The 24,632-nt window shown below is 43.4% G+C and carries 21 protein-coding genes; 4 read left to right on the plus strand and 17 right to left on the minus strand.

The window, feature by feature from the left end; genetic code table 11:
* Position 1: 1 nt before the first annotated feature.
* Positions 2-277 carry a hypothetical protein gene (locus J6578_RS04260; protein WP_287953974.1) on the plus strand — a complete coding sequence of 92 codons (276 nt, stop codon included), beginning with the start codon at positions 2-4 and terminating at the stop codon, positions 275-277.
* 199 nt (positions 278-476) lie between these two features.
* Here the strand turns inward: J6578_RS04260 and mpl are convergent, their stop codons facing one another.
* The 3 genes from mpl to pnp form a co-directional block, all read right to left on the minus strand.
* Complete coding sequence (gene mpl / locus J6578_RS04265) at positions 477-1,880, minus strand: UDP-N-acetylmuramate:L-alanyl-gamma-D-glutamyl-meso-diaminopimelate ligase (protein ID WP_239427881.1); 1,404 nt, start codon at positions 1,878-1,880, stop codon at positions 477-479.
* A gap of 238 nt (positions 1,881-2,118) precedes the next feature.
* Positions 2,119-2,535, minus strand: a complete 417-nt coding sequence (locus J6578_RS04270) for a PH domain-containing protein (protein ID WP_093091001.1) — start codon at positions 2,533-2,535, stop codon at positions 2,119-2,121.
* A 727-nt stretch (positions 2,536-3,262) separates the two neighbouring features.
* Positions 3,263-5,386 carry a polyribonucleotide nucleotidyltransferase gene (pnp, locus tag J6578_RS04275; protein WP_093091003.1) on the minus strand — a complete coding sequence of 708 codons (2,124 nt, stop codon included), beginning with the start codon at positions 5,384-5,386 and terminating at the stop codon, positions 3,263-3,265.
* A 448-nt stretch (positions 5,387-5,834) separates the two neighbouring features.
* Here pnp and J6578_RS04280 point away from each other — a divergent pair, with 448 nt between their 5' ends.
* Positions 5,835-6,410, plus strand: a complete 576-nt coding sequence (locus J6578_RS04280; protein WP_093091005.1) for an acyl-CoA thioesterase — start codon at positions 5,835-5,837, stop codon at positions 6,408-6,410.
* Between the two features lie 545 nt (positions 6,411-6,955).
* On the opposite strand, the gene J6578_RS04285 is transcribed toward J6578_RS04280, so the two are convergent.
* The 3 genes from J6578_RS04285 to truB all read right to left on the minus strand — a co-directional run bounded on the left by J6578_RS04285 (position 6,956) and on the right by truB (position 9,239).
* Complete coding sequence (locus J6578_RS04285; RefSeq protein WP_141683399.1) at positions 6,956-7,282, minus strand: hypothetical protein; 327 nt, start codon at positions 7,280-7,282, stop codon at positions 6,956-6,958.
* A 677-nt stretch (positions 7,283-7,959) separates the two neighbouring features.
* Complete coding sequence (rpsO, locus tag J6578_RS04290; protein WP_037406313.1) at positions 7,960-8,226, minus strand: 30S ribosomal protein S15; 267 nt, start codon at positions 8,224-8,226, stop codon at positions 7,960-7,962.
* Positions 8,227-8,315: 89 nt separating this feature from the next.
* On the minus strand, positions 8,316-9,239 hold the full coding sequence (truB, locus tag J6578_RS04295) for a tRNA pseudouridine(55) synthase TruB (protein ID WP_093091009.1): 924 nt from the start codon (positions 9,237-9,239) through the stop codon (positions 8,316-8,318).
* A gap of 662 nt (positions 9,240-9,901) precedes the next feature.
* Between truB and adhP the strand changes: the two genes are divergently transcribed.
* Positions 9,902-10,915, plus strand: a complete 1,014-nt coding sequence (adhP, locus tag J6578_RS04300) for an alcohol dehydrogenase AdhP (protein WP_037406309.1) — start codon at positions 9,902-9,904, stop codon at positions 10,913-10,915.
* 66 nt (positions 10,916-10,981) lie between these two features.
* On the opposite strand, the gene nagZ is transcribed toward adhP, so the two are convergent.
* The 11 genes from nagZ to J6578_RS04355 all read right to left on the minus strand — a co-directional run bounded on the left by nagZ (position 10,982) and on the right by J6578_RS04355 (position 23,134).
* Positions 10,982-12,079: a beta-N-acetylhexosaminidase gene (nagZ, locus tag J6578_RS04305; RefSeq protein WP_239392825.1), complete on the minus strand. Its 1,098-nt coding sequence runs from the start codon at positions 12,077-12,079 to the stop codon at positions 10,982-10,984.
* Between the two features lie 185 nt (positions 12,080-12,264).
* Positions 12,265-13,737 (minus strand): DegQ family serine endoprotease, encoded by a 1,473-nt coding sequence (locus J6578_RS04310; protein ID WP_502957988.1) that lies wholly within the window; start codon positions 13,735-13,737, stop codon positions 12,265-12,267.
* Between the two features lie 86 nt (positions 13,738-13,823).
* Positions 13,824-14,465, minus strand: coding sequence for an endonuclease III (gene nth / locus J6578_RS04315; RefSeq protein ID WP_093091011.1), 642 nt, complete (start codon positions 14,463-14,465; stop codon positions 13,824-13,826).
* A gap of 12 nt (positions 14,466-14,477) precedes the next feature.
* Complete coding sequence (locus tag J6578_RS04320; protein WP_100149946.1) at positions 14,478-15,110, minus strand: thermonuclease family protein; 633 nt, start codon at positions 15,108-15,110, stop codon at positions 14,478-14,480.
* Between the two features lie 197 nt (positions 15,111-15,307).
* Positions 15,308-15,976, minus strand: coding sequence for a ribose-5-phosphate isomerase RpiA (rpiA, locus tag J6578_RS04325; RefSeq protein ID WP_239362828.1), 669 nt, complete (start codon positions 15,974-15,976; stop codon positions 15,308-15,310).
* An 83-nt stretch (positions 15,977-16,059) separates the two neighbouring features.
* Positions 16,060-16,542 (minus strand): 2-C-methyl-D-erythritol 2,4-cyclodiphosphate synthase, encoded by a 483-nt coding sequence (ispF, locus tag J6578_RS04330; RefSeq protein WP_239362838.1) that lies wholly within the window; start codon positions 16,540-16,542, stop codon positions 16,060-16,062.
* On the minus strand, positions 16,539-17,246 hold the full coding sequence (ispD, locus tag J6578_RS04335; protein ID WP_093091019.1) for a 2-C-methyl-D-erythritol 4-phosphate cytidylyltransferase: 708 nt from the start codon (positions 17,244-17,246) through the stop codon (positions 16,539-16,541). Before ispD ends, ispF begins: the two co-directional genes overlap by 4 nt.
* Positions 17,243-17,989, minus strand: coding sequence for a DNA polymerase III subunit epsilon (gene dnaQ, locus J6578_RS04340; protein WP_287954045.1), 747 nt, complete (start codon positions 17,987-17,989; stop codon positions 17,243-17,245). Before dnaQ ends, ispD begins: the two co-directional genes overlap by 4 nt.
* A gap of 521 nt (positions 17,990-18,510) precedes the next feature.
* A complete protein-coding gene (locus J6578_RS04345) occupies positions 18,511-19,899 on the minus strand; it encodes a TolC family protein (protein ID WP_037406293.1) in 1,389 nt (462 codons plus the stop codon).
* 97 nt (positions 19,900-19,996) lie between these two features.
* The gene (locus J6578_RS04350) at positions 19,997-21,934 is read right to left on the minus strand and encodes a MacB family efflux pump subunit (protein WP_093091025.1); all 1,938 of its coding nucleotides are present in this window, start codon (positions 21,932-21,934) and stop codon (positions 19,997-19,999) included.
* Between the two features lie 3 nt (positions 21,935-21,937).
* On the minus strand, positions 21,938-23,134 hold the full coding sequence (locus J6578_RS04355) for an efflux RND transporter periplasmic adaptor subunit (protein ID WP_369796817.1): 1,197 nt from the start codon (positions 23,132-23,134) through the stop codon (positions 21,938-21,940).
* A gap of 385 nt (positions 23,135-23,519) precedes the next feature.
* On the opposite strand from J6578_RS04355, the gene coaD reads away from it, so the two are divergent.
* Positions 23,520-24,035, plus strand: a complete 516-nt coding sequence (gene coaD / locus J6578_RS04360; protein WP_037406287.1) for a pantetheine-phosphate adenylyltransferase — start codon at positions 23,520-23,522, stop codon at positions 24,033-24,035.
* The last annotated feature ends 597 nt before the right edge of the window (positions 24,036-24,632 follow it).

Raw genomic sequence — 24,632 nt, forward strand, 5'->3', positions numbered from 1 at the left:
TATGAAATTATTGAAGATATCTGGATTGATGGTTTTACTATTGCTGCTGGGAAATTTTCATTCTGCTCCTGCCCGAGCCACAGTGGCTGCAACCTCAATCGCACAGGCTGTAGACTGTCATCATCTGGCGCAATTAACTTATACGGAGATGAATCCAGCTCAGATACAGATAGCCAAGAGCTGTGACCAGCGTGAAGCTGCACAGGGCTGGCTTAAAATATATGGAAAAATGAACCATACTGAGCTGGTAAAGGCAATGGTATATGAAACTTCCTGAACTGAGCCACTCTTGTGCTGTGGCAGTAATATTTGCACTAATTTGGTTGTTCTTTTGTACGCATAGGCATACAGGTCTAGTTTCAAACTGAGTTTGTAATATCAGTTGATTAGTCAAGATAGCAGATAAATCTGGCTTTTGTGGAGCCTGAATCGGCATCTGGATATTATTTCTGTGCTACAATTCAGGCTTATTGCAATTAATCCGCTGCTTGGTGTGCTAACTGTGTAAGTATTTGTTGATGAATACCTCCAAAGCCGCCATTACTCATTACGAGTATATGATCACTTTGCTGTGCTTCTTCTGCAATGGCATTAATCAGTGACTGCATATCCTGAAAAACTTCTACTTTATCCTGTAGCGGACTTAGCGCGGCGGCTACATCCCATTCTACACCGCCTGCATAACAATATACTTTATCGGCTTCTGCCAGACTGGCTGGCAGTGCTGCTTTCATGGTACCCAGTTTCATGGTGTTGGAACGTGGTTCGAGTACGGCCAAAATACGTGCATTAGCTACTTTCTGACGTAAGCCGGCTATGGTTGTGGCAATGGCGGTGGGATGATGGGCAAAATCATCATAAACAGTTATATTATTGACGATGCCCTTGATTTCCATACGCCGTTTCACGTTTTCAAAGCGTGCCAGTGCAGCACATGACTGCTGTACGGAAATGCCAACATGGCGGGCAGCTGCAATTACGGCCAGCGCATTCATGCGGTTGTGCTGCCCAAGCAATTTCCATTCAATATGGCCTACTTTTTGTTGCTGATACAGCACATCGAAGCCACCGGTTGCAGAGATTTCGCCTATCTGCCAATCTTTGCCGGAGCCAAAGCCCTCTACCTCACTCCAGCATCCTTGTTGTAAAACTTCAGCCAGAGCTGCTGACTCTTCATTGACAACAATTAGACCATCGCTCGGGATGGTGCGAATCAGATGATGAAACTGGGTCTGAATTGCAGCTAGGTTGGGAAAAATATCTGCGTGGTCATATTCAAGATTATTCAAAATTGCCGTACGGGGGCGATAGTGTACAAATTTACTGCGTTTATCAAAAAAGGCTGTATCGTATTCATCGGCCTCAATAACGAAAAACGGGCTGCGTTCTGGTGTAGTTGTGGATTGTGTTGCCGGAGGTATTTGTGGCAGTCGTGCTGATACAGCAAAATTCTGTGGCACGCCGCCAATCAGAAATCCGGGTGCCAGACCGGCATCTTCCAGCACCCATGCCAGCATGCTTGCTGTAGTGGTTTTACCATGAGTACCGGCTACAGCCAGCACCCAATGGTGTTGCAGTATATTTTCTGCCAGCCATTGCGGCCCGGAAGTATACGGCAGATTGCGATTGAGAATGGCCTCAACAATAGGCATTCCGCGACGGGCAACATTACCAATTACATAGATATCAGCAGGATAGTTATCCAGCTGTGTTGCCTCAAATCCTTCCACCACATCAATGCCCAAATCAGCCAGCTGTGTACTCATCGGCGGATACATTTTGGCATCACAACCTGTGACGCGGTAGCCGGCCTGTTTGGCTATAGCGGCAATGCCTCCCATAAATGTTCCGCCTATACCAATGATGTGGATATGCTGCATTTTTTTGTCTCTACGCGGTAAAAACCTGCATTATAGACTGTCCTTATGGTTACTACATGTATGTTTTTTATTTTCTGTGATTGCACTCTGGTTGGAATGGATATCACTATGGACAGTAGCTCTTGAATATAGCTCAGTTGATTACTTTCACTATTCGATGATGATGCATTGAATAATTAAAATTGATCTATACTATGAATAATCAGGTGCATAAATTTGCTTACTTCAGATATAGTTATTATGAATATCTGATGATGTAGCGCTCCAAGATATTTTTCAGATTACCTTTGTGCCATTTTGCTGCAACAATAAAATTGGGTACTTTAATTTGATATTTCTTTTGCTCAAAGGTAAATGTTATTTCTCCTCTGAAGATGCCTTTCTTGAAACTTAAATCGGAAACTTTTGTCATTGGGATAACGGTTATAGACTGCGTCAAATTGGCAGTTAGCGACAACCCAATCAAAATTATTTTTTCTGCATTGAAGTAGATAAGCAGATGTTTAATACCTAAGGTTGCTAAGCCTGAAAATAGTGCATATTGCCATGCTTTGGCATTAATCATGCCATAGATTATTGATGAGCTGTCAAAAGCTGGTAATTGATGCTGCTCAAAATAAGCTTTGATTTGTTCCAGTTTTAAGCCACTACTCATAGAGAAATTTCCTCTATTACAAAGATTATACTTAGAATGAATATTCTATTCATGTAAATATGATTTGTATAGCTGATAAACGCTGAATCAAAAAAATATATTTATCATATTGGTTGATATGATTCAGTACTGTATTACGGTTTTGAGTAATGTGTTATTTATGCTGTATACATCTGGCTTTGTAGTTTGATGATCATCTGTGAACCATGTTTAAATAAAACAGGTTTGGTATAAATTTTAATAGGATGAAAAGCTGCTCGTTGTAGGTGTTGTGTATCAATAAGTATTGGAGATTGAGTTTATCCACAAAAAAAGATGATTTATGCCGCATTTGCCTAGTCTTTTGCCAGTTGGGTTATGAACAGGTGTGATGTATTGGGATAAATACACATTATTCCTGTCATTACTGGGATGTTATTGCATATAAACTGTGGATAAGTAATTTAGACCATTGTTACTTATAAATTAAATTTAATTGATTAAATTTTAGGCAGCAGTATGAAATAAGATTAGATTTCTTGTTTCCTGTCTGTTAATGACTTGTACATGGGAGGATAATCGGGACATAGCATACCTGTAATTAAGATTTGAATTTTCTGATCATACAACCGCCCGATCAATTTTCAGGTGTGTAATTCTGACTTTATTGCAGGAAAATAACTAATAGCAGCCCAAAAGAAAAAGCTGCCTTACATGCAAGGCAGCCTGAAAGATTGAATACTGATAATCAGTTTTCAGCTGGTTTGAATTCCTGTGGTGCTTTTTCCAGCAGTGCTTTGATAGATAAACGCACGCGGCCGCGATCGTCGATTTCCAGTGCTTTTACTTTTACTTGCTGGCCTATCTGTAGATAATCGCTGACATTTTTTACCCGCTCATGTGAAATCTGGCTAATGTGTACTAGGCCATCTTTACCCGGCATTACGGATACGATTGCACCAACATTATTATCAAGAATCTTGATTACGGTACCTTCGTACACTTTACCTACTTCTACTTCTGCGGTGATGGCTTCAATACGGCGTTTGGCTGCTTCTCCCGCTTCACTGGTGCTGGCAGCTATGGTGATGGTGCCATCTTCGGCAATGTTGATTTCGGTGCCGGTTTCAGCCGTTAATGCACGAATGGTTTCGCCGCCTTTTCCAATGACATCGCGGATTTTGTCCTGATGGATTTTCATGGTAAATAAACGAGGTGCATGGGCAGATAATTCCTGCGGGCCTTCTACGGCTTGCTGCATCTGGCTGAGAATTTTCAGACGGGCTTCTTTGGCCTGAGCCAAGGCAATCTGCATGATTTCTTTGGTAATACCCTGAATTTTAATATCCATTTGTAAGGCAGTTACACCGGCAGTGGTACCGGCTACTTTGAAGTCCATATCACCAAGGTGGTCTTCATCACCTAGAATATCAGTCAGTACAGCAAATTTATTGCCGTCCAGTATCAAGCCCATAGCGATACCGGCAACATGGCTTTTCAGGGGTACGCCGGCATTGAGCAGACTCAGACAACCGGCACACACGCTGGCCATGGAAGAAGAACCGTTGGATTCGGTAATTTCTGATACCACTCGCATGGTATAGCTGAAATCTTCAACATCAGGCAAAACGGCCAGTAATGCGCGTTTTGCCAATCGGCCATGACCGATTTCGCGTCGTTTTGGCGCACCCATACGGCCTACTTCACCTGTGGAATAAGGTGGGAAGTTGTAGTGCAGCATAAAGCGATCGGTATATTCACCACTCAGGGCATCAATAATCTGCTCGTCGCGCTGGGTTCCTAAGGTAGCAGTAGCCAGTGACTGTGTTTCACCACGGGTAAACAGAGCGGAACCGTGGGTACGTGGCAATACGCCAGTTTGGATATTAATCGGGCGTACGGTACGGGTATCGCGGCCATCAATGCGTGGCTGGCCTTCGAGAATCTGGCCACGAACTACTTCTTTTTCCAGATCTTTGAAAATACCGCGAATCTGGTTAGCCAGTAAGGTATCGGTTTCTTCGGTAATCAGTGCTGCTTCTACGGCTGCCCAAGCTTCATCAAGCTTGGCTGTGCGTGCCTGTTTCTGTTTGATTTTAAATGCAGCATCAATGGTTGCTCCGGCCAGTTCGCGCACTTTGGCCTCCAGTGTTTCATCGGCTGCCGGCGGCTGCCAGTCCCATACTTCTGGATTTACTTCATCAGCAAATTCATTAATGGCGCGGATAGCTGCCTGCATCTGTTCATGTCCGAATACCACGGCACCAAGCATGGTTTCTTCTGACAGAACATCTGCTTCAGATTCCACCATCAGTACAGCTTTTTCTGTACCGGCCACTACCAGATCCAGTTGTGAACGGGTTAGCTGTGCTTTAGTGGGATTTAGGACATATTCACCATTTATATAACCCACGCGTGCAGCACCAATCGGGCCGGCAAAAGGTACGCCTGTTAGCAATAGTGCGGCTGAGGCACCTAGCATGGCCGGAATGTCTGAGTCGATTTCCGGATCAACTGATACGACCATGGCCACAATCTGGATATCGTTAAAGAAGCCCTCTGGAAATAAAGGACGAATCGGGCGGTCAATCAGGCGGCTGGTTAGGATTTCTTTTTCGCTTTGTTTGCCTTCTCGCTTGAAAAAGCCACCCGGAATTTTACCGGCTGCGTAGGTACGTTCGAGATAGTCTACGGTAAGCGGGAAAAAATCCTGTCCGGGTTTGACTTCTTTAGCGGCAGTTACTGCCACCAGTACTACGGTGTCACCCATGGAGATTTTTACGGCACCGGCAGCCTGACGGGCAATTTCACCGGTTTCCAATGTAACAGTCTGGTTTCCGTACTGGAATGTTTTAATATGTTTATTAAACATGCTGGACTTTCTGTTCTGAATTTTACAAAAGCCGCACCCGCTAAAAAACCTACCCATATATACGTAACTACACATTTACATGGGTAGGGTTTCTGGCTGGGCGAAATTTGCAAAATGGTTATTAAATATGGTTTATACAGGTCTGTAATAACCACAAATACATTTTGTGTGTGGTCAAATTCTAACATATATTTTTTACCTTATCGCAAGCACGATGGGCTTGTGCTGGTATATAGCCATTTAATTCAGGTGTTTTTGGTCTTTTTATGCTGTAAATGCCAATATTTATTCAGATGGCAAGGTTGTTTCTTGGTGTTATCTAGCTCATATTGATAAAATTTATTTACATATTAATGTAATTTATTTATATGTTAAAATAAATTTTATGTATGTAAATCATATTGGTTCAACCGGATTTGGCTGTACCTGTATTAATAAGGAACAATATATGTCTGAGCTTTTATATAAGAAACCAACTGATAGTGATGTGTTGTTATCAGTGGTGATGCATCCGGAAGATACCAATGCCAATAATACTATTTTCGGCGGGCGTATTCTGGCTTTGATGGATCAGGCTGCCTATGCCTGTGCCAGCAAGCACGCCCGTGCTGTAACGGTGACTGCGGCTATTAATACAGTTAATTTCCGCACACCGATTTATGTCGGCGATCTAGTATCCATTAAGGCACGGGTAAATTATGTAGGTAAATCATCTATGATGATTGGTATCCGTGTGGAGGCGGAAAATCTGATTACCGGTGAAGTACGCCATAGTAATTCCAGTTATTTCACTATGGTAGCGATTGATTCTTCCACCAGCAAACCGCAAACTGTGCCCGGTCTGATTCTGGAAACGCCCAATGATGTACGCCGCTTTGTGCGCTCATATGCGCGTAAAATGGAACAACAGGAAAGTCTGAAAGAGTTTCAGGTTAAAACCTTTCATTTAAATAAAGATCATCTGGATTGGTGTCAGACGCAGAATGCGCAGCTAAATGCTGATTTGTATAATAAAATAGAATAATACAGTTTTGTTTGCACTTCTCTTCTGCCGATGTGTAGTATTGATCTTTCAGCCGTGATTCAAGGCTATTTGCTCTACTTATCACCATCTCCCTGTCTGGCGTTATTGCACAATCGCCAGTATGGATTTGAAATTAATGACTTTAGAGAATTTTTTAGCTATTGGCGACAGATACAAAAAAATTAGTAGCCTTAAAGGATTCGTAATTGCTCCAGCAGTTGAATAAATCAATGCCAATACTGATTTTAATATTGATATTTCATTTAGAAAATGTAAGCGCGAAATACGCTGGGTACGGCTAAGCTTTAACCAAAAACAGGAAGCCAAAGTATTTAGCGTGCAAGGTATTAGTTATCGTGCTTATGCCGCTGCCTGCTCTTTCTGACAGAAGATAAAACGTGACTTGAAACAGGGACGCTAGAACAATTACAAGCTGTCTGTATCATAAGCGAGCTATTAAATTTTATGGTACATGCTGAAGCGTGATTAAGTCATAGACTGTAAGCTAAATAACAACAAGACCCTGTTTAGGACTTTATTTAATTTCACACAGATTTTGCAGCTTGTTTCTGTTCATATCGCGCTATCTCATTATCAAATTCTTGTTTTTCTTGTTTGATCCTTTCAACAACAACGGAATAATCAGTACCTTGTAAATAAGGTGGTGCTAATTCAGGACACAGATTATAGACAAGCATATTTATGTTAATCATATTACCTAAAGCTGCTCCACATGCATGAACTGTTAGATCAGGGTAAAAATGATATTTATGTCGTAGATCAAGAGCAAATTGATCAAGAGCCTTACCTAATTCATTAGCTCTCTGGTTAATCTCAACTAGTTGCTCATGAGAAAATTCTGATTTGTCCATACCCATTACCAATGATGATTCGCTGCCCCGCCAGGTAAGTCAAAAATACCTCCACTAGCAGAACCAAGACAATACATATAGACCGCATAACACTGATGAAACCCTATATTAGCAATAAGGCCTTCAGTACAGCGATTATATTGCTGGCTGCACCGGTTAAGCTGACTTACTGATAAGCGCAGCAATCCTTCATTATCTTGTTTTTGATTCTGTTTCTTACTACTCAATATACTAGCTACACTAGAATGCTTTTAGTCAGCAGCGGTAGCAGTTACTGCTGATATACTTAAAGCTACCAGTATTGATCAAGAAATTAAACGCTTTAACATCAAAATTCCTCCTATTTGCTGGAAAATAGGTAAATTTATAGTAAATCGAATTAAAATAGAAATCAATAAGTTGAAGTTTATTTTGTTTCAATCTTGTCACATACTTGGTTCGTCATCATCCCTATCATTACTCGGCGCAATCGCAACCCTTTTAGTTTTTTTCTGGTCAAATATCCTGTCGCACGTTCAACCTATTCTCTACCGTTGTTTTAAGCTTGTTATAGACATTCCGAAGGCTGTCTATGCCTCGGCCAATTGCCATTGTTAATCGCTCAAAGTAGTAAGGTATGATAAGGTATAAAAAAGCCGTCTTTAAAAAGACGGCTTTTTTGGTCAAACGGGATATGCTTATTTACGCAGACCCAGACGAGCAATCAGTTCGCGATAGGTATCCGGTTTGGTGCGACGGATATACGCCAGCAAACGACGACGGGCACTTACCATTTTCAACAGACCACGACGGCTGTGGTGATCTTTTGGGTTGGCTTTGAAGTGGCCAGTCAGGTCATTAATACGGAAAGTTAATAACGCGATTTGTACTTCAGAAGAACCGGTATCACCTTCAGTACGCTGATAATCTTTAACGATTTGTGCTTTTTGTTCAACAGTTAACATGTAATTTACTCTTTAAAAAAGCCTTGCGGCAGACAAGTTGGCCAAGCTAATCATAATGTGATTAACAACTACCAACTCCAGATACGTATTTAACCGGCAGAAGCGGTATTCATCAGACGCAGTACTTTCAAGCGCCGGCTGGCTTCCTGATATTGCACTAATCCGATAAAACGCCCATTAGCAGCATAAATACGCAAGGGGCACATTGTGCCATAATTTTGCTCGGAATGCACGGCTATGCCATGTTGTAACTGCAAAATATCCTTATCTGTCAGGGTAACAGCAGTAAAATGTTGCACCAGCACATCACAGGGTAAGAGCCAGTTATCACGTGTTACTTCATCTGCGCTGCTGATGGCAGCCAGTGAATATGTGTCTTCAATTGCAAAACCAGCCGTAGCAATACGCCGCAAAGCGGTCAGATGCGCTACTGTGCCCATGTGTCTGGCCATATCTTCGGCCAGAGTACGGATATAGGTTCCTTTGCTGCAACGCACACTTATTACCAGTCTGGGAAAGGCAAATTCCAGAATATCTATCTGGTAAATAGTCACCTGCCGGCTTTTACGTTCGATGGTGATGCCGGCACGGGCATATTCATACAGCGGTTTACCCTGATGTTTGATGGCAGAGTACATGGGCGGGGTTTGGCTAATTTCACCGCTAAAAGCCATGATTGCTGCCTGTATCTGTTCTAGTGTGATGCTGGTATCCGCAGTGGCTACAACTTCACCCTCAGTATCGCCGGTGCTGGTAGCCACGCCTAACTGCAAAGTGGCTATATAAGCTTTGTCGGCATCCAGTAAATACTGGGCAAATTTGGTGGCTTCGCCAAAACATACAGGCAACAGGCCTGTAGCCAGCGGATCGAGTACACCGGTGTGTCCAGCCTTGGCTGCGCCATATAAGAATCGTGCCCGCTGTAAAGCGCTGTTACTACTCATACCGCTGTCTTTATCCAGCAGCAGCACTCCGTTAAGGGCGCGTTTGCGCCGGCTTATCTGGGTATTCATGATGGTTATGATCTGGTTTCTGAGTGATCGAGCGTGCGCATCATACCATGCTTTATATGGCTGTTTGTGCCTTAAAGGTTACAGGTTTGCAACCAGCTCTTTTTCACAGTTTTTCGAAACCGGATCCGGCTATCATTAATACATAGCTGTGCTTGTGCGCAAACGGGTATGACAGATGCTGCTTACATTTAGACTGAATAACTTTGCATATTGCTTTATTTGTTTAATTCTGGTGTAGCTGTGGTTATAATGACGTTGGTGCATATTGGCTGATTTGTATTTTAATGCTAATCAGTTAGAAACGAATAGTTAAAACTTATTACAAATTCTTCTGCATATATTGTATCTGGCTGTAATTAAATCTTACGCAACAGCTTTGTTAGAGTTACAATTATTTAAGTTTTACTGCTGGTAATACATTAATACATCTGTCAGAATAGTTGCCAGAGCACTACTACACTGAGTCCTGATTTAAATGGCAATTTGCTTGTGTGATGGAGCCATTTGTCCCATCAGATAATTTACTAGCCATGTTGATTATGGATGATATCTATACTGGTAGTGATTCTGGCCGGCAATTGATTTTTAGTTGTACCGGTCTGTCTGATAACAGAAATAAACAGGCCAAACACTTCTATCTTTACTGATGAAAAGGGTTCATTATGAAAGCAGCCGTAGTAACAAAAGACAAAAAAGTTGCCATTCAGGACAAAGCTGTACGTCCTCTGAAAGCGAATGAAGCATTACTGAAAATGGAATGTTGCGGGGTTTGTCACACTGATTTGCATGTTAAAAATGCAGATTTTGGTGACGTTACCGGTGTCACTCTGGGACATGAAGGTATCGGGGTGGTTACTGCTGTAGGTGAAGATGTTACTTCTTTAAAAGTAGGTGACCGCGCCAGTGTTGCCTGGTTCTTTGAAGGCTGCGGACATTGTGAATATTGTAATAGCGGTCGCGAAACATTCTGCCGGGAAGTTAAAAATGCCGGTTATACTGTAGACGGTGGTATGGCAGAAGAATGTATTGTGGTTGCTGATTATGCAGTTAAGGTACCAGATGGTCTGAGTTCTGAGGCAGCCAGCAGCATTACCTGTGCTGGTGTCACTACTTACAAAGCAATTAAGGTTTCTCATATTCAGCCTGGCCAGTGGATTGCGATTTATGGTCTGGGCGGTTTGGGTAATCTGGCGCTGCAATATGCGAAGAATGTATTCAATGCTAAAGTGATTGCTATTGATGTAAACGATAAGCAACTTGAACTGGCGCGGGAAATGGGTGCAGATATGACCTTAAATCCGGCCAAGGAAAAGGTAGAAGATATTATTCAGGAAAAAGTGGGCGGTGCTTATGCAGCTGTGGTTACTGCGGTAGCTAAATCAGCCTTTAATTCTGCTGTGGCTGCTGTACGTGCAGGCGGACGCATTGTCGCTGTGGCACTACCAGTAGATACTATGGATTTGAATATTCCACGTCTGGTACTGGATGGCATTGAGGTAGTTGGTTCTCTGGTAGGTACACGTGAAGATTTACGTGAAGCATTCCAATTTGGTGCTGAAGGTAAAGTGGTACCGAAAGTAACTTTGCGCCCTCTTGAAGACATCAATGATATTTTTGATGAAATGACTGCCGGTAAATTCACTGGCCGTATGGTGATTGATTTCAAAAATGCCTGATCCAAGCTGATCACTAAAAAAGCCATAGTTTTACTATGGCTTTTTTTATTAATAGAAATTCGATGATTAACAAGCTTCACCTACCTGTACGCCGTTAAAGGTATCCTGCACGGAAGCGAGACTCGCTACTAGCTGCTGTGCTGCCTGAAATTCGGGGGTTTGCATGCTGGCGCAGTACTGTGCTGCTGTACCGCTGCCGGCAATCATTTGCCAGCGTTGTGCCAGCCGGCTGGTATCCGGCCATACAAAGCCGTCAAGCAAATTATCTACCCAGTCTGGCTTATTACATACCAGCGCTATATCACAACCGGCAGCAAATGCATGTGCTACACGCTGTTTAATATCACCAGCGCTACTGGCACCTTCCATGGTAAGGTCGTCAGAAAAAATCACACCATCAAACTGCATTTTGTCTCGCAGAATTTCTTTTAGCCAGATAGTGGAAAATCCGGCTGGTTCGGTAGGATCAACTCGCGGATAGACAACATGCGCCGGCATCAGTGCCGGCATGTCATGATGAATCAAATCATTGAATGGCTGAATATCATCTACCCATAATTCTTGCCAACTGCGGTTATCTTCAGGCATAGTCAGATGGCTGTCGCCGCTGGCGGCACCATGGCCGGGAAAATGCTTACCACAACAAGCCATACCGCCACGAGCCAGTCCACGCTGTAAAGCAATCGCCAGAGCACTGACTACAGCTGGCTGCTGATGGAAGCTGCGATTACCAATAACAGCACACTCGCCCCAGTCCAGATCCAGTACTGGCGTAAATGACAAATCTATATCACATGCACGTAATTCAGTTGCCAGTACCCAGCCTACTGTTTCGGCCATTTTATCAGCCATTGCTGAACCATGCTGTTCCCAGCACTGTCCAAGTGTACGCATTGCTGGCAGACGGGTAAATTCCGGAATAAAACGTTGCACCCGCCCACCTTCATGATCAATGGCTACAACTAGTTGCGGGTTTCGTAAAGCTTTGATTTCTGCAACCAGTTCGATTAGTTGCGCACGAGACTGATAATTGCGCCGGAAAAGAATTACCCCACCTATTGCCGGGTGGCATAACCGTTCACGTTCTGCGGCACTGAGCTGATAGGCTGCTACATCGGCCATAACTGGGCCACGTGCTAATGCTTTAGGTTGTGCTGACAACATAAATTTGTTCCATTAGATATTAAATGAATTAACCATTCAATCAGGTTAAGTGTGAATTACTCACAATAATTGAATTAATTGAGTACGGAAAACCTGCATATAAGTGGCATCAATTGCCTGCCCGATTAATTTTGCAGCCAGACAGGCAAGAAAAGATTGCAATTTATGAGCTGTTTTACAACATATCAGGGCAGTATCAGGGCGACATACTGTGTGCCACTGCCTCGTCTGATTAATAGTGGCAGACTTTTACCACTGGCCTGTACTGCCTGTTCAAAATCATTTTTATCATGCACCAGTTTTTGCCCAACAGCCACAATGATATCACCATGACGTAAATCTACCTGTGCAGCTATTCCACTGACGTCTTCTATCATCAGCCCCTTTGTTGTTGCCCGTAAAGTTAGACCAAGGAGTTGTTCGGTAAAATTAGTGCCGTCGGTTGGCATAGTGGTACTGGTAATAGCGGGTGGATTAGTAATGGCCGGAGACATATTATCCAGTATGACGCTGATTTCTTCTTTTTTACCTTTACGCCAGATACCCAAAATAATCTTTTTACCCGGCGGTAACAGACCTACTCGAACCGGTAAATCACTGGAAGTTTCTAATTCTTCACCATTAACGCTTTCGACAATGTCGCCTGCTAATAATCCCGCTTTAGCTGCCGGCCCACCAGTAACAACCTGTGTAATCAGTGCGCCATTAGCTTTATTCAGACCAAAAGATTTGGCCAGATTATAGTTAACTTCCTGAATAACAACACCCAGACGGCCACGTTGTACTTTTCCTGTTGCTTTCAGTTGTTCAGCCACATTCATCGCCACATCAATCGGAATGGCAAAGGAAATACCCATAAATCCGCCACTACGACTATAAATCTGTGAGTTGATGCCGACGACCTGTCCTTTCAGGTTAAACAGTGGTCCACCTGAATTTCCCGGATTGATGGCCACATCAGTCTGGATAAATGGGGTGTAATTTTCTTCTGGCAGGCTGCGCCCTTTAGCAGAAACAATTCCGGCTGTCACGCTGTTATCAAAACCAAACGGTGCACCGATTGCAGCCACCCACTCTCCAACTTTCAGATGTTTTGGATTACCTGCCTGTACCACTGGTAATTCATTGGCACTAATTTTTAATAACGCAACATCTGACTGAGTATCAGCACCAATCAGTTTGGCCTGAAATTCACGCTTATCATTTAGTAACACCTTGATGTTGTTCATGCCATTGACGACATGGGTATTGGTAAGGATATAACCATCTTTGCTGATGATGAATCCGGAACCAAAATTATATTCATCATCATTTGACTGCGGTGTTTTGGGAACATTCGGTAACAAATGTTTGAAGTATTCGTAAAACGGGTCGTTATCAGGTAAGGCATCGGTGCTGTCTTCGTTTTCACCATCGATAGTATGGTTATCACGTGTTGCCTGAATATTGACTACCGCTGGGCCCTGCTGTTCAACCAACTGAGTGAAATCAGGCAATAACATGGCTACTTGATTACTATTGTCATCCGCGCCCGCAGGAATCTCCTTCACAAAACCCTGCTCGGAATTTCCTTTGCCAAACCAATGTTGCAGCCTGTCACAGCCGGCTGCTATTAACAACATCGACATAGTTGCCGTCAACATATATTTGCGATTTATCCGCATCAACTACCCTATCTTATTTGTTTTCTTACACAAGCGGTTATCAATAATATTGTAACGAAAAGAGGCGTTAAGTTACACGATCAGAGGGTTAAAATTGTCTTGGCTGGATATTCGCACAAATCGCTAATCACGCAATGCTCGCACAGGGGTTTGCGTGCTTTACATACGTAACGTCCATGTAAAATCAGCCAATGGTGTGCATCTACTTTAAATTGTCTGGGAACTGTCTGCATTAATTTATCCTCAACTTCCCGCACCGTTTTACCCGGTGCAAGGCCAGTACGGTTACTTACGCGAAAAATATGGGTATCTACAGCAATCGTTGGCAGACCAAATGCCGTATTCAGCACCACATTGGCAGTTTTGCGTCCTACTCCGGGTAAAGCCTCCAGTTGTTCCCGTGTTTGCGGTACCTCTCCATTATATTGCTGTACCAGAATTCGGCAGGTTTCCATTACATGTTTGGCTTTGGTCTTGTATAAACCAATCGTGCGGATACAATCCATGATTTTGTCCATGCCTAAAGCCAGCATGGCTTCTGCCGAAGGCGCCAGCTGAAATAAATGGACGGTGCATTTATTCACAGATACATCCGTAGCCTGAGCTGAAAGCATCACCGCAATTAATAATTCAAATGGTGAATGGTATATCAGTTCTGTAGTCGGATGCGGACAGGCAGCCTGCAAACGGGTAAAAATTTCCTTGCGTTTATGTGCATTCATGAGATTCGACTATTATCTGTTTTTTTGTTGCTGACGAAACTGCCAGGGTGCAATTGCTCGCGCATTGTGCCACAAACCTAGCCGTTTTTGGCGTGCCATAAGCTGAGCATTCTGATAACGGCTAAAACCTAAACGATCCTGCTGTTTTTTAGCAATTGTACTGTAATGCCAAGCATGTCCCTGTTGCACCATCCATAAATTAATATCTACATTATTGAGCATGATCTGACCAACTTCACGCTGATACTGATCAATGGCAACTACATTAACATCTACAGGCTGTCCTTCAATACGTGCCTTTAAAGCGTCACGACTGGCAATCCCGTAGGCCTGCTTGATTTCAGGAGCATCTATATTGGCCAGACGTACCTTATGCATATGTCCATCCCTGTCTCTGATATGTACGGTATCCCCGTCATGTACACTATCAATGCTGCCAGTATAATGTCCTTTACCGGCAACTACCCATTTTTTGCCTCTGTTGCCTGCCGGTCTGCCATTGAAAATATCCTGCACAGAACGAACAATGCCATCAGCTTTATAAATCCAGTCTTCCAGTGGTGCAATCATGCTGTCTGGTAACCAGACCTTGGCTATTGTCAGAACAACTGCTACCCACAGCAGAATTTTACGCCATTTAGTCAAAATTTTTACCTTTTATGATTATATCATAACAATATTCTGAATATGATTTGTCAGCTTAACTAGCTGCCTGTAATTGCCGTCAATTATTGCTGCAAAGAATAATTACTTCAAATAACAGCAGCCAGTCACCCTGTTTAAGGCAACTGGCTGACAGATACTAATTCAGATTATTATTACATACTTCTATCCCAGCGATTTCAGACTTTAGCCGTTAATATCTGAACGCCACTGCTGCACCCGAGTATCAGCAAATCAGCCGCATAATGGGTAAACAAACCATTGTCTACCACACCAGGCATATTGTTAATCGCATCTTCCATTTTAATTGGCTCGTTCAGATTCAGATTGGCCACATCCAGAATCTGGTTGCCATTATCAGTCGTAAAGCCTAAGCGTAATTCCGGCTCACCGCCCAGTTTTAATAATCTGCGTGCCACCAGTGAACGCGCATTTGGCATAACTTCTACCGGCAACGGGACATGACCCAAGCGGCTGGTGTACTTGCTTTCATCAGCAATACAAATGAATTTTTCCGCCGCACTGGCCACAATTTTTTCATTGACCAAAGCACCGCCACCACCTTTAATCATCTGCAATAAATGATTAATTTCATCTGCACCATCAATATATAAGGGTAAACCATTGACTTCATTCAGCGTTACTTCAGGAATACCAAAGCTTTTCAAAGCTTCACTTGTCTGGGCGGAAGTAGAAACCGCACCTTTGATTCTTTTTCTACTCTGCGCCAGCGCTTCAATAAAGAAACGCACAGTTGAACCCGTGCCAATGCCCAAATATTCGTTTTCCTGTACGTATTCCAGTGCTTTTTCAGCGGCCTGACGCTTCAGTTCATCTTGTACTGCCATAATTACTGCTCCTTCTTTATTTTGATTGATGCGCAGACGATAATTTATCTACATAAAAAATTATAGCCCAAGCTTATGCCGGATTAAACCGCTGTCAATAATACAATGGCCTGGGCTTCAATAGCTTCTTCCCGTCCAAGGTAACCTAATTTCTCATTGGTTTTACCCTTAATATTCACCGCTTCAAAGGACAGATTCAGATCTGAAGCAATATGCATCCGCATCTGATCTATATAAGGACGCAACTTTGGCCGCTGAGCAATCACCGTACTGTCAACATTCACCACCCGCCAGCCAGCAGCCTGCACTGCTGCATAAGCACCACGTAACAACACACGACTATCTGCGTCTTTATTCACAGCTGCGTCATCCGGATAAAGTTTACCAATATCGCCTAAAGCCGCAGCACCTAACAGCGCATCAGTAATGGCATGTAAGAGAACGTCGGCATCTGAGTGGCCAAGCAAACCTTTATCAAAAGGAATATTTACCCCGCCCAGTAACAGTGGTCTGTCTGCCACCAGCTGATGCACATCATAGCCCTGTCCGATTCTTATCAAATTCATTCACCGGTTTCCTGTTGTAAAAAATAAGTGGCTAACATAGCATCTTGTGCGCTAGTCAATTTAAAATTGCATACATCGCCACTCACCAGCAGCGGTGCCAGACCAAGCATTTCCACAGCAGAAGATTCATCTGTTATTGCCTCTAAATCTGCCTGTGCCAGTGCTCTGGCAAGAATACCAGCACGGAACATCTGTGGTGTTTGTGCCTGCCACAAGCCTGCCCGATTGACTGTACAGCATACATGCTGCGCTGCATCAGCTTGCTTTAAAGTATCTGCTACCGGCAGCGCCAGCAACCCGCCTACGGCATGATTGTGTGTAGCTGCAAGCAGACGCTGCACTGAATCTGCACTCACACAGCAACGGGCTGCATCATGTACCAGTAGCCAGTCATTATCCTGTAAGCCAAATTGCTGCTGTGCCTGCGCAATGCCATTACGCACAGTCTGCGCACGTGTGGCACCACCACAGCGCAGAATATGAACATGCGCCGGTAACGCCGCTGCCGGATAGATGCTATCAATATAATCATCCTGTTCAGCAACCACAATCAGCAATAAATCAATGACACTGATTTGTGTCAGCCGCGACACGGTATGCTCTAAAACAGTTTTACCCGCCAGCTTAACGTATTGTTTCGGACACGCTGCGCCAAAGCGGGCACCGATGCCGGCAGCCGGAATCAGCCCTACATAGCGGGTCATACAGATTTATCCTCAGTATCCTGCTGCCACTGCCGCCAGACACAGGGCGCGCCAACAATTTTATCCAGTGCCTGCAAATAGGCCTCATGTTCCTCAAGCTCTTCACTGCTGGGCGTGACTATTGGCAGTGCCGAGTGTTTAATCTGATACTGGCTGCCACCAGCCGGATTATTGCTGGTATTGGCTGTATCCATCAGTTCATCAACCAGACTAAACTGGCTACGGGTCATGGCCAGATATACTTCGCCCAGTAGCTCACAGTCAATCAGTGCACCATGCAGCACACGTTTGCTGCGGTCAACTTCCAGCCGTGTACACAAAGCATCCAGTGAATTCTTCTGCCCCGGATATCTGTCCCGTGCCATTTTGAGGGTATCAGTGATATCGCTAGTAATACTTTCAACCTCAGGCATTCCCAGACGGCTAAACTCCATATTCAGAAAACCGACGTCAAACGCGGCATTATGAATAATCAGCTCGGCACCACGTAGATAATCGGCAATCTGCTGTGCCACCTCAGCAAATACCGGCGCATTCATTTCTTTCAGCTTGTCCAACGTAATCCCATGCACCGCTATTGCTTCTTCAGGAATATCACGCTCAGGATTAACGTACAAATGCAGATTATTACCAGTAAGACGCCGGTCTATCATTTCCACACCGGCAAATTCAATCAGACGGTCACCGTTGTTTGCCGACAGACCTGTGGTTTCAGTATCGAGAATAATTTGACGCATATTGATGCTTTAAGCGGTTGAACACCGCAGATTTAAAACAATAATCATACTAAAAATCTATTACTGCGCATACCTGCCCGTACAACCCGTTACAGATTAATTTTCAGACCTAAGTAGCAAAGTAAGATTTTTCACAGTATATACAAGCAAAACCACCATAGTTTTCAAATTATTGTCATATAAGCGACTAAACAGCACACATAACATTATATTTATTCTATTTAAAATCAATAATATAAAAATTAAATCTAAATATCGACGCAAATAATAATAACTATCATTTGCAATTAGAATCCAATTTGTTTATGATGTCCTTATCGTCATGCAACAACACAGTTATTCACTAATAACTTGTTGGCGTAATTGAAAAATCTATTTAAATAAATTGTTGTCTGCGCAACAGTTTATTCTGCAAGTTAACTATTGGTAGTGGTTTGTGTTCCTTTTAGCGCCCCTTTTTTTTAGGGGCGATTTTTTTTGTTTGGTTATTTAATGCAATATACAAACTTGCTCAATCAGTATCACCATCAGCGCGGCTGATAACGTCCAGCCATAGCCTGATAAATCAGATTTTCATTCTGCAAGACATTATAACGGTTATTCAATACACTTTGTGCTGAAGAATATTGCGTATTTAATGCATCCAGCCAGTCACTGAGCGGATTGGTACCATACTGATAGCGCGCATGATAATAACGGCTGTTTTTTAAATCAAACTGATATTTCTGCTCAGTATTGGCCAGAGTAACGCGGCTAAGCGAATATTGCTGATAATAGCGCGCCACCTCATTAAGCGCCGTAGTCAACGACTGTTCAAAAGTTAATTTCGCACTATCAAAATCAGCCTTGGCCTGCTTATTCTGCCAGTACAGAGTTTGCCAGTCGAGAAACGGCAGATTAACATTAACACTCGCTGTCCCAACTGGAAAATGCAAGGCAGAAGCAGACGTATCAGAACGCGAATTGACCACGGTACTCAGACTAATACTCGGGTACCAATTTCTCCGCGCAGCCTGCTGACTGGCATAGGCAGACTGTAAGCGATATTCTGCCGCGCGTAAATCAGGACGATTGGCCAGTACAGATAACGGCACATCCAGATTTACCCCGCCAAAATGAATCTGATTTAATGGTGTCGGCCGGATATCTGCTTGTTCGTTAGGGCGCTGATTCAGTAAATTATGCAAATTCTGCACCACTTCTATCCGGTTTTGTTGCAGCAAAATCAGGCTGTTTTCTGCATTCAATAACGATTGCTTGGCATTGGTGGCATTAATACTGCTCACCTTACCCACCTGATATTGTGCCTGCGCAATACGTGCAATCTGCTGGTACTGCCTGATACTGTCTGTAGTCAGATTAATGGCACCATCAATATAAGCCAGATGGAAATAGTTATCCACCACACTGTTAATCAGCGACAGCCGGCTGGCGGCCATATCCTGCTCACTGGCATGATAACGCCAGAAGGCTGCATCGGTATTGGCACGTATTTTCTGCCACACATCCAGTTCATAGCTCAAACCTAGCTGTCCACTAAAATTGCGGCTGGATACCCCACCATGTTTCAGATCTTTAGTACTACTGGCACCAAGCGAACCATTAGCCTTGGGAAATAAATCCACACCATTCAATCGGGCGCTATAGCGCGCTTTTTCTGCGGTTAACGCCGCCTGACGTAAATCAGCATTATTGGCAAGTGCCGTGCTGATTAACTGATTCAGAGTGGCATCCTGATAAATTTCCCACCAGTTTGCATTAACCTGATATTGCGCAGCAATTTCTGCACTGCTTAACATTCCGGCCTTACGCAGACTTTGCTGCGGATATGAAGTATGCGTAGCACAGCCAGCCAGCAGTACGCTTAAACTGAGCACCAATACAGCAGTGCTTCTTTTCATAGAAATATTTTTCATCATGGTTACTTTAAACTTTAGCGGCAACCGAACCCTGCCGGATCAATACACCAGCGCAAACACTCACCCTCAACTACAGCTTTCAGGAAAAACAAACCTAATCACGTGACAATGCATCAATCGGATTCAATTGCGAAGCCCGTTTTGCCGGCATAAAGCCAAACAGCACCCCAATCACACTGGAACACAGTACAGCCATCACAATAGACAACGGTGAAAACGACATAGCAAAATCATTAGCCACAAGATTAAACAGCATACTGATAGCAAAAGAGAACAAGACACCAACCACCCCGCCGATCAGACAAATCAGCACCGCTTCAATCAGAAACTGCTCAAGAATATTGTGCTGCCGCGCACCGATGGCCATACGGATACCAATTTCCTTTACCCGCTCAGTTACCGACACCAGCATAATATTCATCACCCCGATACCGCCCACTACCAGAGAAATCAGAGCAATACTGGAAATCAGTAATGTCATGGTACCGGTGGTGCTTTCAATAGTCTGCTTGATAGTATCGCTGTTACGAGTAAAAAAGTCTTCCGCACCATGCCGGGCTTTCAGTAACTCAATAATGCCTATTTCAGCCGTTTGCGAATTGACATTATCTTTCACCTTAACCGTTACCGAAGTAATATACTTTGAACCCGAAATCCGATTCATCAGCGTGGTATAGGGCGTGTAAAGTTGTAAACTGTCACTATCCATAAAACCATTATTATTTGGTGCTGTCACCCCTATAACCCGCAATGGCCGTTTATTAAACAAAATCACCTGCCCCAGCGGATTAGTACCATCAGCAAACAACTTATTCTTAGTATTATCATCAATCACCACCACCTGACTGTTCTGGGTAACATCGTCCTCATTAAACAGGCGACCAACAGCTATCTTAATACCGCGTACATCAAAATATTGATCACCCACCCCATACATCTGAGCAGAAAGAGACTGATTAGCATAGGTTAATGTACCACTGGAACTGACTCCCGGCGTGACACTGTCCACATAATCCTGCTGTCTCAATACTTCAGCATCACCCACAGTCAGCGTTTTAATACGCGATGAACGGCGATCGCCAAACCCATATCCCGGATAGACCGAAACCGTGTTTGTGCCCATAGCATTAATGTTTTCCAGAATTTTTGCCTGCGAACCTCGTCCCAATGCCACCACCGATACCACCGAAGCAATACCAATGATAATCCCGAGCATAGTGAGAAAGGAGCGCATTTTATGCGCCATGATTGCCTGAATCGACATCCGAAACGATTCAAACAACTGATCACGGTAAAAATGCCAGGAATTATGCTCTGCAATACTTTCAATCTTGCTGGGGCGCATACTTGTATTCTTACTATGATCGGCAATAATGCGCCCGTCGCGAATTTCAATCACCCGATTGGCATTGGCAGCAATAGTCGGATCATGGGTGACCATTACAATAGTATGTCCTGCATCATGCAGCTTATGCAGAATTTCCATCACATTTTGCCCGCTACCGGTATCCAGTGCGCCGGTTGGTTCATCCGCAAGAATGATTTCACCACCATTCATCAGCGCCCGAGCAATACTCACTCGCTGCTGCTGGCCACCAGAGAGTTCACTGGGTCGATTTGCTTCCTTACCTGCTAACCCGAGCTGCGCCAGTAACTCATCTGCCCGTTTCAGCCGTTCGCCGTGTTCCATACCGGCATACACCGCCGGCAAGGCCACATTTTCGCGCGCAGTTAACGAACTGAGCAGGTTATAACGCTGAAAAATAAAACCAAAACTTCGGCGCCGCAAAGCAGCCTGCTCGTCTGCTGTCATAGCCGCAGTTTCCACACCGTCTATTCTGTATGAACCACTAGAAGGCACATCCAAACAGCCAATAATATTCATCAGCGTAGACTTACCAGAACCAGACTGGCCAATAATAGCCACAAAATCGCCTTTTTCGATGCTCAGATTGATATCCTTAAGCACCTGTACCCGGTTTTCACCATGGCCGAACCAGCGATTAATATTCTTAATTTCCAATAAACTCATGGCTTACATTCTCGAGCCGCGCATTTTCGGGTCTTTACCGACACCATTTCTGGCATCAGCTTTACTTAATGACGACAGCACTACCTGATCACCAGCTTTCAAACCTGATTTCACTTCCGTACGCATACCATCCGTAATACCAGTCTGAATCTGTCTGTCCTCTATCTGCTGGTTATTACCCAGTATCTGCACCACTTTTTTACCGCGACGATGCTTAATGGCCTGATTGGATACAGTAAGTACATTTTTGGCAGATTTTACAAATATATTATTCTGCGTTGTCATACCAATATGCAACGCACCGTCATCATTCGGAACCAAAGCACGGGCATAGTAATATATAGCCGTATCAGTGGTATCAGTACTGGTATTGTAACCGCCCTGCGACATCTTGGTTAAACCCGGATCTACTGCCTCCAGCGTAGCATTGCGAACTTTACTGTTATCTGCCAGCGTAGTGAAAGTCAAAGGCATACCCGCCTTAACCTTACTCATATCGCCCTCGGCAATCTGCATTTTATTCAGCATCTTACTTAAGTCTGCCAGCTGAACAATAGTCGGCGTATTCTGGCTGGAATTTACCGTTTGCCCTTCTTCTATCGGAATAGAAACCACAGTACCATTCATCGGAGCAGTAATACGGGTATAACCCAAATCAGCTTCGGAAGTATTAATCGCAATCTGAGTCTGCCGAATCTGAGATTTTAATTCAGCCACATTGGCACGTGCCGCCGCCAGATTATCCTGCGCATTATCAAAATCAGCTTTAGATGTCGCATCCTGAGCCATTAATGCCTGTTCACGCTTAAATGCCCGCTGCTTCATTTTCAAAGCGATTTCAGCCGACACCAGCTGTGCACGATAAGTATCCAGCCTGGCTTTATTCGTATTGAGCGTGTTTAACTGAGTAGTGGAATCAATATCAGCAATCAGATCCCCCTTTTTCACCTGCTGCCCCAGCTTGACATACAATTTCTTAATCTGACCAGATGCCTGTGCACCCACATCAACCAGCTGAGCTGCGGCAATTTCACCGGTAGCATTCACTGTCTGTGTTATATCACCACGGCGTACTTCATCAGTGACAAAATTCATCTGATCTTCAGGTTTGAAAAACAGGCTCCACAATACCGCTGCCAACAGCAGCAAAACCAGTAGCCATACTACCCTTTTAACCCATTTTTTTTTCATCTGCTTCATTACCCGTTTAACATTCAAGCATTTTTGCCCTAGATTAAAACATACAACTCATCAATAGCGGCAAAAGATTAAAATTGTAAAGGATGAAAACCATTCTCATCAACCTATCTTCCAGATAATCCTGTAAGTCTGCTATGAAACAGACAGAATACAGCTTTTATTAACCATTATTTACCTTGAAAAAACTTTTTCACACCAATCCGAATGAAAACACATTATACTTTGACAACAACAGCATAAATGATTAAGCTGCGCAGCATTGCATTCATAGCATTGAACAAACATAATCGGATTACAACCACACCATTAATGTGCGGCCAACAACATCAGCATACTGATAAATTATTCAGGCGCACTTAAACAAAGCAGTTTGGAACATATCATAATGACCAGTTCAACCATTCGCCGTGCCGTGTATGCCGGCAGTTTTGACCCACCCACCAACGGCCATTTATGGATGATTCGTGAAGCCCAGCCACTGTTTGACGAACTTACCGTCGCCATCGGAATTAATCCGGAAAAAACCACCACATATTCAATAGAAGAACGCAAGCAAATGCTGCGTGCCATTACCGCCAACTTTCCCAACGTAAAAATCTCCTGCTTTGAGAATCAATATCTAGTTAACTATGCTCGCAGCATAGGCGCAGATTTCATCGTACGTGGTATTCGTACCGCCTCAGACTATGAATATGAGCGCTCTATGCGCCACATCAATCATGATTTACAGCCGGATATATCCACTATTTTTCTGATGCCGCCACGCGAATTTGCCGAAGTTTCCTCAACCATGGTTAAAGGAATGGTAGGGCCACAAAACTGGCAAGCGATGATACGCCGCTATGTACCTGATGCAGTATATGAAAAAATCATGCAGGATCATATGTATCATGAGGGCTGAACTGGCTGACTTTTAAAATCCATAACCTAAACCAGTATTACAACTAATTGCAATACTGGTTTAATCTTAAATTTCCGTTTTCTAATAAAAATAATTTGGGAAACAGAAACGAGAATTTAAAACAATAATTCCAGTTTTAAAATATCTACTTTTATAAGCAGCTTTATTTGCACAAGTATCCTACATATAAAAGATTGATTGTAATCAAATTTTAACCGTACTTAATTTGACTGTGTTAAAACAGATGCAGCAAAGACATTGATTTTCTAACTATATTTACTATTAGCTAAAACATTTGATATAAGAGTTTGCATTTCCTTCCCAGTTTGTTTTCTTGTTCCAGACTGAGCAAGTGCCGAACCAGCTCAACCTCCTTGGATAGCAGAAGCATTTGGATCAATAAGCGTTTTAGCAGCCTTGATTACTACACTCGGAGATGTTTTTATTTCCAGCCATTTTGTCTCCTTCAAGTAATCAAACACAATATATATCAATTACAACGAATAAAAATATCTTAGTATTAACCGCATCTCTTTATTCAAGCTGAACAATATCAGCTTGAGTAATAATAAAAAAATTCAAAAACCCATATGTACT

The organism is Snodgrassella sp., from assembly GCF_024103505.1.
Lineage (GTDB): Bacteria > Pseudomonadota > Gammaproteobacteria > Burkholderiales > Neisseriaceae > Snodgrassella > Snodgrassella communis.

Excerpts from the sequence above, each read along its gene's own strand:
- J6578_RS04280 (WP_093091005.1), top strand. The coding sequence starts at position 5,835 with ATGTCTGAGCTTTTATATAAGAAACCAACTGATAGTGATGTGTTGTTA.
- rpsO (WP_037406313.1), bottom strand. The coding sequence starts at position 8,226 with ATGTTAACTGTTGAACAAAAAGCACAAATCGTTAAAGATTATCAGCGT.
- mpl (WP_239427881.1), bottom strand. The coding sequence starts at position 1,880 with ATGCAGCATATCCACATCATTGGTATAGGCGGAACATTTATGGGAGGC.
- nth (WP_093091011.1), bottom strand. The coding sequence starts at position 14,465 with ATGAATGCACATAAACGCAAGGAAATTTTTACCCGTTTGCAGGCTGCC.
- J6578_RS04345 (WP_037406293.1), bottom strand. The coding sequence starts at position 19,899 with ATGAAAAATATTTCTATGAAAAGAAGCACTGCTGTATTGGTGCTCAGT.
- J6578_RS04285 (WP_141683399.1), bottom strand. The coding sequence starts at position 7,282 with ATGGACAAATCAGAATTTTCTCATGAGCAACTAGTTGAGATTAACCAG.
- nagZ (WP_239392825.1), bottom strand. The coding sequence starts at position 12,079 with ATGTTGTCAGCACAACCTAAAGCATTAGCACGTGGCCCAGTTATGGCC.
- ispF (WP_239362838.1), bottom strand. The coding sequence starts at position 16,542 with ATGAATTTGATAAGAATCGGACAGGGCTATGATGTGCATCAGCTGGTG.
- J6578_RS04260 (WP_287953974.1), top strand. The coding sequence starts at position 2 with ATGAAATTATTGAAGATATCTGGATTGATGGTTTTACTATTGCTGCTG.
- ispD (WP_093091019.1), bottom strand. The coding sequence starts at position 17,246 with ATGACCCGCTATGTAGGGCTGATTCCGGCTGCCGGCATCGGTGCCCGC.
- J6578_RS04355 (WP_369796817.1), bottom strand. The coding sequence starts at position 23,134 with ATGAAGCAGATGAAAAAAAAATGGGTTAAAAGGGTAGTATGGCTACTG.
- rpiA (WP_239362828.1), bottom strand. The coding sequence starts at position 15,976 with ATGGCAGTACAAGATGAACTGAAGCGTCAGGCCGCTGAAAAAGCACTG.
- adhP (WP_037406309.1), top strand. The coding sequence starts at position 9,902 with ATGAAAGCAGCCGTAGTAACAAAAGACAAAAAAGTTGCCATTCAGGAC.
- coaD (WP_037406287.1), top strand. The coding sequence starts at position 23,520 with ATGACCAGTTCAACCATTCGCCGTGCCGTGTATGCCGGCAGTTTTGAC.
- J6578_RS04270 (WP_093091001.1), bottom strand. The coding sequence starts at position 2,535 with ATGAGTAGTGGCTTAAAACTGGAACAAATCAAAGCTTATTTTGAGCAG.
- pnp (WP_093091003.1), bottom strand. The coding sequence starts at position 5,386 with ATGTTTAATAAACATATTAAAACATTCCAGTACGGAAACCAGACTGTT.
- truB (WP_093091009.1), bottom strand. The coding sequence starts at position 9,239 with ATGAATACCCAGATAAGCCGGCGCAAACGCGCCCTTAACGGAGTGCTG.
- J6578_RS04350 (WP_093091025.1), bottom strand. The coding sequence starts at position 21,934 with ATGAGTTTATTGGAAATTAAGAATATTAATCGCTGGTTCGGCCATGGT.